This window comes from Pseudomonas sp. P1_F1_2, assembly GCF_056405815.1.
Window position 1 is genome coordinate 1 of the sequence record NZ_JBFUBK010000160.1, and the last position, 9573, is coordinate 9573.

At 58.0% G+C, this 9573-nt stretch carries 6 protein-coding genes and 1 pseudogene; all 7 read right to left on the reverse strand.

Features of this window, described 5'->3' with window-relative positions; genetic code table 11:
• The coding region (locus AC1D2P_RS29255) for an ABC transporter permease subunit (protein WP_477811723.1) at window positions 1-841 on the reverse strand (841 nt) is incomplete at its 3' end.
• 10 nt (window positions 842-851) lie between these two features.
• On the reverse strand, window positions 852-1862 hold the full coding sequence (locus tag AC1D2P_RS29260) for an ABC transporter permease subunit (RefSeq protein WP_258667725.1): 1011 nt from the start codon (window positions 1860-1862) through the stop codon (window positions 852-854).
• 74 nt (window positions 1863-1936) lie between these two features.
• A complete protein-coding gene (locus AC1D2P_RS29265) occupies window positions 1937-3532 on the reverse strand; it encodes an ABC transporter substrate-binding protein (protein ID WP_109787847.1) in 1596 nt (531 codons plus the stop codon).
• Window positions 3533-3610: 78 nt separating this feature from the next.
• Entirely contained in the window at window positions 3611-5023 is a 1413-nt protein-coding gene (locus AC1D2P_RS29270) for an OprD family porin (RefSeq protein WP_046026858.1), read from the reverse strand.
• A 170-nt stretch (window positions 5024-5193) separates the two neighbouring features.
• Window positions 5194-6795, reverse strand: coding sequence for an ABC transporter substrate-binding protein (locus tag AC1D2P_RS29275; RefSeq protein WP_077430882.1), 1602 nt, complete (start codon window positions 6793-6795; stop codon window positions 5194-5196).
• A gap of 306 nt (window positions 6796-7101) precedes the next feature.
• Window positions 7102-8727 carry an ABC transporter substrate-binding protein gene (locus AC1D2P_RS29280; RefSeq protein ID WP_477811724.1) on the reverse strand — a complete coding sequence of 542 codons (1626 nt, stop codon included), beginning with the start codon at window positions 8725-8727 and terminating at the stop codon, window positions 7102-7104.
• A 673-nt stretch (window positions 8728-9400) separates the two neighbouring features.
• Window positions 9401-9573: pseudogene (locus tag AC1D2P_RS29285) on the reverse strand (IS256 family transposase); the annotation flags it as partial.

Below are 9573 nucleotides of genomic sequence, written 5' to 3' on the forward strand. Positions count from 1 at the left end.
ACCACCCACCAGGCACCACCCACCAGGCGCGTTCGATGTAGTCGCGAGCCGAAGCCAGCATGGTGCCCCACTCAGGGGTTGGCGGTTGTACGCCAAGGCCGAGGAAGCCCAGTGCCGCGGCATCGAGAATCGCCGAAGAGAAGCTCAAGGTCGCCTGAACGATCAGCGGTGCCATGCAGTTCGGCAGCACGGTGATGAACATCAGGCGTGGCAACGTGGCACCGGCCAGGCGGGCGGCGGTCACGTAATCGCGGTTCAGTTCGCCCATCACCGCCGCGCGGGTCAGTCGAACATAGGACGGCAGGGACACCACGGCGATGGCGATCACGGTGTTGATCAGGCCAGGGCCGAGGATGGCGACAATCGCCACGGCCAGCAGCAGCGACGGCAGCGCCAGCATGATGTCCATCAGACGCATGATGGTCGGGCCCAGMAGGCGCGGGAAGAAACCGGCGAACAGACCCAGCAGGATCCCCGGAATCAAYGACATCACCACCGACGACAAGCCGATCATCAGCGACAGSCGCGAGCCCGTGATCAGGCGCGACAGCAGGTCGCGACCCAGTTCATCGGTGCCGAGCAGGAACTGGATCTGCCCACCTTCCAGCCAGGCTGGCGGGGTCAGCAGGAAATCGCGGTATTGCTCGCTCGGGTTATGCGGGGCAACCCATGGCGCGAAGATCGCGCAGAAAATCACCAGCAACATGAACATCAGGCCGGCAACGGCGCCTTTGTTTTTGGAGAACGCTTGCCAGAATTCTTTGTACGGGGACGGGTAMAGCAGGCTTTGATCGACTGCTACCGCTTGATTTTGAGTTGAAGCTGGAGTGGTCATGGTCATGGTCATGATCTCAGCGCTGGTGACGGATGCGTGGGTTGGCAAAGCCGTAGAGGATGTCCACTACGAAGTTGACCACAATCACCAGGCAGGCGATTAGCAGGATGCCGTTTTGCACAACGGGATAGTCCCGGGCGCCAATGGCTTCGATCAGCCATTTGCCGATGCCSGGCCACGAGAAGATGGTCTCGGTCAGKACCGCACCGGCCAGCAATGTGCCGACTTGCAGGCCGACCACGGTCAGGACCGGAATCAGYGCGTTACGCAAGCCGTGCACGAACACCACGCGMGAWGGCGASAGGCCTTTGGCGCGGGCGGTACGGATGTAGTCTTCACGCAGCACTTCGAGCATCGACGAACGGGTCATCCGCGCGATAACGGCCAGCGGGATAGTGCCCAGCACGATGGCCGGCAGGATCAGGTGATGCAGGGCATCGAGGAACGCACCGACGTCATCGGCCAGCAGCGTGTCGATCAGCATGAAACCGGTGCGCGGCTCGATGTCGTAGAGCAGGTCGATCCGCCCCGATACCGGGGTCCAGCCCAGGCTCACCGAGAAGAACATGATCAGGATCAGGCCCCACCAGAAGATCGGCATCGAGTACCCCGCCAGGGAGACGCCCATCACCCCATGGTCGAACAGGGATCCTCGCTTRAGTGCCGCGATCACCCCGGCCAGRAGGCCCAGGATGCCGGCGAACAACAGGGCGGCCATGGACAGTTCCAGGGTCGCGGGGAATAGAGAGGTGAACTCGCTCCACACGCTTTCACGGGTACGCAGCGATTCGCCGAGGTCGCCGTGGGCCAGTTTGCCGATGTAGTCCAGGTACTGGGCATACAGCGGCTTGTTCAGACCAAGGCGTTCCATTGCCTGTGCGTGCATTTCGGGGTCGACGCGACGTTCGCCCATCATGACTTCYACSGGGTCGCCTGGAATCATGCGAATCAGCGCGAAAGTCAGCAAGGTGATGCCGAAAAACGTGGGGATCAATAACCCCAATCGGCGGGCAATAAAACTAAACATCTTGTGGTGTACCTCATCAGCCGGTTAGGCGTGCCTGGTGTCCCTGGAGTCAGGGACACCGGGAGTTTTCTTATTTACTTCACCTGGGTGGTGGCGAAGTTATTCGTGGTAAGCGGGCTAATGTGATAGCCCTCTACGTTGTTGCGCATTGCAGTAAACATACGGGTGTGCGCCATGCTGATCCATGGCTGGTCCTGATTGAAAACCTCCTGGGCTTGCTCGTAGAGCGCTGCACGTTCCGTCGGGTTCACTTTAGCTCGGGCTTCGTCGATCAGCGTCTGGAATTTCTCGTTGCACCAGCGCGCGTAGTTTTCGCCGTTCTTGGCTGCTTCGCAACTCAGCATAGGCGTCAGGAAGTTATCCGGGTCGCCGTTATCGCCCGCCCATCCGGCGGAAACCATGTCGTGCTCGCCGTTTTTCGCACGTTTGAGCATTTCGCCCCATTCCATGACGCGAATGTCGATCTTGATGCCGACCTTGGCCAGGTCAGCCTGCATCATCTGCGCGCCCAGCATCGGGTTCGGGTTGGTCGGCCCGCCGCCGTTACGGGTGAACAGTGTAAACGTTGTGCCTTCCGGTACGCCTGCTTCCTTGAGCAAGGCGCGGGCCTTGTCCAAGTCACGCGGCGGGTTGGTCAGCTTGTGGTTGTAGCCCAGCAGGGTGTCCGGGTACGGGTTGACCGCCACAGTCGCGTTGCCTTTGCCGAACAGCGCGTTGACATAGGCCGCCTTGTCGAACGCGATGTCGATGGCTTTACGCACGCGCACATCACTCATGTACTTGTGCGAGGTGTTCATCGCGATGTAGGAAACGGTCATCGCGTTCAGCTCATCAACCTTGAGGTTGGTGTCTTTCTTGATGCTCGGAATGTCATCCGGTTTCGGATACAGCGCGATCTGGCACTCGTTGGCCTTGAGTTTTTGCAGGCGCACGTTGTTGTCGGTCGCAATCGCCAGAATCAACGCGTCTGCCGGTGGCTTGCCACGGAAGTACTCCGGGTTGGCCTTGAAGCGAACTTGCGCGTCCTTGTTATAGCGCTGGAACACGAACGGGCCGGTGCCGACCGGTTTGTTGTTCAGGTCGCCGGCCTTGTTGGCCTTGAGCAACTGGTCAGCGTACTCGGCGGAGTAGATCGAGGAGAAGGCCATGGCAATGTCTGCCAGGAATGGCGCTTCGCGACGGGTCAGGGTGAACTTGACCGTGTTGTCGTCGACTTTTTCTACGCTTTTGAGCAGTTCTTTAAAGCCCATGCTTTCAAAGTACGGGAAGCCCACGCTCGACAGTTTGTGCCATGGGTGGTTTGGGTCCAGTTGACGCTGGAAGCTCCAGACTACGTCGTCGGCGTTCATGTCGCGGGTCGGCTTGAAGTAATCGGTGGTGTGAAACTTGACGCCTTTGCGCAGGTGGAACGTGTAGCTCAGACCGTCTTCACTGATGTCCCAGGAGTCGGCCAGCGCCGGAATCACCTCGGTGGTGCCGGGCTTGAAGTCCGCCAGGCGATTGAAGAGGGTTTCGGCCACTGCATCGGCGGTGACTGCAGTTGTGTACTGGACCATATCGAAGCCTTCCGGACTGGCTTCGGTGCAGACCACCAGGGGTTTGGCCGAGACACCAACAGCGACACTCAGCAACGCGGCAGCGATGGCCGCACGTAGGGGAAGCATTTTCATCAAGAACCCTCTGCAATCGGTTAAAGGACAAAACCCCAACGGCCGATTCGTCACTGAATCAGCCGGTGGGCAGGTGCATTACAGAATATTGAACGGAATAGTGGTCACGAGACGGAACTCGTTGATGCTGCCATCACCCTGGTTTTCACTGGCGCGGTGAGCGGTGTAGGTCGCGCGAACAGTGGTGGCCTTGAGCGGGCCGCTTTGAATGGCGTAGGTAGAACCGATGCCGTATTCGTAGTGGGTTTCGCCGTCCATGTTCTTCACGTCGTAGGCAGTACCGGTGTAGTGAGTACCGTCGATGCCCCAGCCGCGAGCCTGGTAGATGTTGAACTTCAGGCCTGGCACGCCGTATTCGGCCATGTTCAGACCGTAGGCAACCTGGAAGGATTTCTCGTTCGGGCCGTTGAAGTCCGACAGCAGGGAGTTGGCCAGGTAGATGCCGTTGGTTTCGTGCAGGTAGTCGAAGTACTCGTTACCGTTAATTTCCTGGTACGAGAAAGTCAGGGTGTGAGCCTGGTGAGTCAGGCCGAACGACAGGGAGCCGGCCTGGTTGTCGATTTCGCCCAGCAGCTTTTTACCTTCATCGACCGTCTTGTAGTAGTTCAGGCCGGTGGTCAGGCTCAGTACCGAGCTGTCACCCAATACGTGGCTGGCGCCGAAGTAGTACTGGTTCCACAAGTCTTCAGCCTGGGTGCCCCAGAAGCTGGTGGTCAGGCTGGCGAATGGCTGGTAAGTGATACCGCCGGTGTTCACGTGGTCGGCTTCGGCGCTGCTGGTACCGTATTCGGAGCGGAACTTGCGCAGGCTCTCTTCGGTACGCGGTGAGTTGCGGTCGAAGGTGCCCAGGTCGAAAGCCAGGTTGTTCAGCTCTTCGCTGTGGACTGCGACGCCCTGGAAGCTCGAAGGCAGCGCACGGTTACCGATCACATCAACTTGCGGGCTGCTGAAGTTCATGCGGCCGGCAGTCAGCGTGGTGTTGGAGACGCGCGCCTTGACGTTGGCCAGGCCCAGTTTGCTCCACTGGCCTTGAGCGTCGCCGCCCTCCTTGGTCAGGGTACGGTTGTTGCCAGCGCCTGGACGAGAAGTCGGTGCGCCACCGTTGTTGGAGGCCAGGTTCTCACGGTCGCGTTCAAGCGCGACAGCGTTGTAGGCCGCCACTTCAGTGCTGAAACCCACGGTCCCTTCAGTGAAGCCGGAGTTGTACTTGATGATGGTGCCTTGAACCCAGTTGATACGACGATCTGTCGGGGTGGCTACACCGTCTTTGCGGTAGGTGAACTTGCCGCCGCGATGCAGTTGTTCGTTGGCGTACCAGTTGCGCGTGGTGCCGCTGATGGATTGGCCTTCGACAAAGCCGGTTGCGTCGGCTTGTGCGCTTTTGGTGTTGACCGTCACCGGGGTGAATTCCTGGCTCTGGGTTTCTGCGTAAGCCGTGGCGGTTACGCTGCTGATGGCCAAGGCCAATAACGCGGTGCTGCTCAGTTTCATGGGTGAAGCTCCTTACTTTCTTTTTTTATACCGGTCTTTTTTGGTGGTCCGGCTATTTGGTTTAGAACTCATATAAGGCATCGCAAACGTTTGCTGTAGGCCGAATCGGCGAATTACGGCAATACGTTTGCATGAGGGCGCACTGCGCCCCCAGCGTTCTGGCTAATCGGTTATTGGTCGATACTGACGCCCGAGAACACGTTGCGGCCGAAGGGGCTGACTTTGAACCCTTCGACTTTGGCGCTTAACGGCTGGTTAACCGTCGAGTGGGCGACTGGCGTGATCGGTACCTGCTGTTTGAGGTACTGCTGCGCCTGTTTGTAGAGCACGGTGCGCTGGTCACGGTCGGTGACGACCTTGGCCTGCTTGATCAGCTTGTCGTAAGCCGGATCACACCACATGGAGTAGTTGTTGCCACCGATGGCGTCGCAGCTGTAAAGCGTGCCGAGCCAGTTGTCCGGGTCCCCATTGTCCCCGGTCCAGCCGATGAGGCTGATGTCGTGCTCGCCATTCTTGGTGCGCTTGATGTACTCGCCCCATTCATAGCTGACAATCTTCACGTTGAGACCGATTTTCGCCCAGTCAGCCTGGAGCATTTCGGCCATCAACTTGGCGTTCGGGTTGTAAGGGCGCTGAACGGGCATCGCCCACAGAGTGATTTCGGTGCCTTCTTTCACGCCGGCAGCCTTGAGCAGTTCCTTGGCTTTTTCCGGGTTATAGGCGGCGTCCTTGATCGTCTCGTCGTAGGACCATTGCGTTGGTGGCATGGCGTTGACGGCCAGTTGACCGGCACCCTGATAGACGGCCTTGAGAATGCTTTGTTTGTTCACCGCCATGTCGAGCGCCTGGCGCACTTCGAGCTGGTCGAAAGGCTTGTGCCGAACGTTGTAGGCGATGTAGCCGAGGTTGAAGCCAGGCTTCTCGATCAGCTTGAGTTTTGTGTCGCTCTTCAGTGCCTCCACATCGGCAGGGCGCGGGTGCAGGGTGATCTGGCACTCGTTGGCCTTGAGTTTCTGCACGCGTACCGAGGCGTCGGTATTGATGGCGAAAATCAGGTTGTCGAGCTTGACCCGGCTGGGGTCCCAGTACTGCTTGTTGCCGGTGTAACGGATGTTGGAGTCTTTCTGGTAGCTCTTGAAGACAAACGGGCCAGTGCCGATCGGCTTCTGGTTGATATCGCTCGGCTTGCCTTCGGCCAGCAGTTTGTCGGCGTACTCGGCGGACAGGATGGCGGCGAAACTCATGGCGATGTTCTGGATGAACGCGGCGTCGACGCTGTTGAGCGTCATGACCACGGTCAGCGGTCCGGTCTTTTCGACCTTGGCGATGTTCTTGTTCAGGCTCATCCCGTTGAAATACGGGAACTCGGTCGGATAAGCCTTACGGAATGGTTGTTGTGGGTCGAGCATGCGATTAAACGTGAACAGCACGTCATCGGCGTTGAAATCACGGGTCGGCGTGAAGTATTGGGTGCCATGAAACTTCACCCCTTCGCGCAGGTGAAACGTGTACTTAAGGCCGTCCTCGGAAATATCCCAGCTCGTGGCCAGGCCCGGTACGACGTTGGTCGCGCCTTTTTCAAACTCTGCCAGTCGGTTGTACAGCGGCTCGGCGGCGTCGTTATCGGTCGCAGTGGTGTACTGCGCCGTGTCGAAACCGGCGGGGCTGCCTTCGGAGCAGAACACCAGGCTGTTATTGGCGGCCTGGCTCATGGAAGTGGCGGCCAACAGGCCGGTGCCCAGTAATGCGGATAAAACCAAGGTATGGCGCATGACGCTCCCTCTTGTATTGACGAGTGTTTTGACAATGAGCCGCCGTCCCGTCCTGGGACGTGGAGGATCACTGAATTCAAACCCTGCGGGCGGCAATAACCGAGAACCCACACATAAGCTGGTCAGAACCCGACGGTAGGGGCCGTGGGTCTGGCAGTAAATGCGTAGAGTCCTAAAGACTCGTAGGAAATGGCAACGCGTCCGACACCACCGCGGTAGTACGCGGCGGAATTGGATGTAAGAGTTTTCCTACTTTCTCGGCAGATACAACAACGGCGACGTCAGAAACGTCGCCGTTGCAACACCTTATTTGCTGACGCTGACGCCGTAGAAGGAGTTCAAGCCAAACGGGCTGATCTTGAAATCCTGCACTTCGTTGCGCATAGGTTGGAACACCGTCGAGTGAGCGATAGGTGTCATTGGAACGGCGTCTTTGAGGACGTGTTGCGCTTGTTTGTACAGTTCGGTGCGCTTGGCGTGATCGGTCGTGCGCTTGGCTTCTTTTACGATGCCGTCGAACTTCTTGTCGCACCATTTGGAGAAGTTGTTGCCTTCCAGCGAATCACAGCCGAACAGCACGTTCAGCCAGTTGTCCGGATCACCATTGTCACCGCTCCAGCCAATCAGCATTGCCTGGTTCTCGCCACCTTTGGAGCGCTTGATGTACTCGCCCCACTCGTAGCTCTGGATCTTGACCTTGAGGCCGATCTTGGACCAGTCGGACTGCAGCATTTCTGCCATCAGCTTGGCGTTCGGGTTGTATGGACGCTGTACCGGCATCGCCCACAGGACGATTTCGGTGCCTTCCTTCACGCCGGCTTCCTTGAGCAGCTCTTTGGCTTTCTCAGGATCGTACTTGGCATCTTTGATGGTGGTGTCGTAGGACCACTGGGTCGGTGGCATGGCGTTGACGGCCAGTTGGCCGGCGCCCTGGTAAACGGAGTCGATGATCTGTTGCTTGTTGACTGCCATGTCCAGTGCCTGGCGCACTTTCAGTTCAGCCAGCGGGTTGGCGTCGGTTTGACCCTTGACCTTAGGCATCACGTTGTWGGCGATGTAGCCCAGGTTGAAACCGGCCTGATCAGGCACTTTCAGGGACTTGTCTTCTTTCAGCGCCTTCAGGTCGGCCGGACGTGGGAACAGAGTGATCTGGCACTCGCCCTTCTTCAGCTTCTGGATACGCACCGACGGGTCAGTGGTGATGGCGAAGATCAGGTTATCGATCTTCACGTCGTCCGGCTTCCAGTAGTCCTTGTTCCCGGTGTAGCGGATGTTGGAGTCTTTCTGGTAGCTCTTGAACACGAACGGACCAGTGCCGACCGGCTTCTGGTTGATGTCGGCGGCTTTGCCTTCTTTCAGCAGCTGGGCTGCGTACTCGGCGGACTGGAGCGAGGCGAAGCTCATGGCCATGTTCTGGATGAACGCGGCATCAACTTCCTTGAGGGTGAACTTGACGGTTTTGTCGTCGACTTTATCGATCTTGGTGATGTTGGTGTCCATCCCCATGTCGGTGAAGTACGGGAATTCGGTCGGGTACGCCTTACGGAACGGATCATCCTTGTTAATCATGCGATTAAAGGTGAACAGCACGTCGTCGGCGTTGAAATCACGAGTCGGCTTGAAGTACGGGGTGGTGTGGAACTTGACGCCGTCGCGCAGGTGGAAGGTGTACGTCAGGCCGTCCGGGGAAATATCCCAGCTGGTCGCCAGACCAGGAATGACAGCGGTGCCGCCACGTTCGAACTGGGTGAGGCGGTTGAACATGGTTTCTGCAGAGGCGTCGAAGTCGGTCCCGGTGGTGTATTGACCTGGGTCGAAACCGGCCGGGCTCCCTTCGGAGCAGAACACCAGGTTAGTCGCGGCTTGGGCGAAGGGTGCGGCAGCTAGCATGCTGGCGCCGACTAAAAACGGAATGACCGCGTGTTTAAGCATGGTGGCCTCATGATTGTGGCTTTTTTGGAATTATAGGACGACCTCGTGAGTCGACCCTGCGGATACTTATGCAGGGGCCATACCCAATGCAAGATCCTGATCGAGCATAGGCGTTAAACAGTGGCACGTACGTACCTTAATGTCGCATTTGTATAAATTCAGGTGCATTTGACCGTTTGCGGGTGATTTTTTCGGTGCAACCGGCGCACCGGGGCGGGGCGATCTCGGTGATTTGCGCACCCCGTTGGGGCGTGGTGTTACTTATTTATACCCACACGGTGGGGGCAGAATTCCCTAGATGGCTGATTTTCGGGGTGGGGGTTTTCTTACGTCGGGGGCGGGATGGTGTTGATTGCTTGGTGAGGTGTTAGGTATTTGTTGTTTAACGGGTTTGTTGGGGGTGTGGGGGCAGTTTGACCGGTCGCTGTTTTTGGGTGGACAGTTCTTGGGTCGTGGGCTGTCTGCTTGGCGGTGGCACTGGGTGCAACCGTTGGTTCTTTCGGTGGCGCCGCTTGGTCGTGGCGGCCTTTGGGCCGACCATGTTTTTGTGTGTTGTGTGTTGTGTGTATATCCGTTGCTGCGGTAACGGCGGCTTAGGGTTTCGCCCTTACGGGGACTGTCAGATATTTTGTGTGCGGGCCGTTAACGGCCTGCCGTTAGGCAGGCCATGCTTTTACCAGGTCGGCCTGATAAATCGATCTCCGTACAGAATCGCGAATTGATTCATCGCACTTTTCCAGTCATGGGCCGCGGCCCCCCAGTTTGCTGTGATATTGCGCAGTCCAAGCCAGATCAGTTTTGTCGCCGCATCGTCAGTCGGGAAGTGACCTCGGGTCTTGATGATCT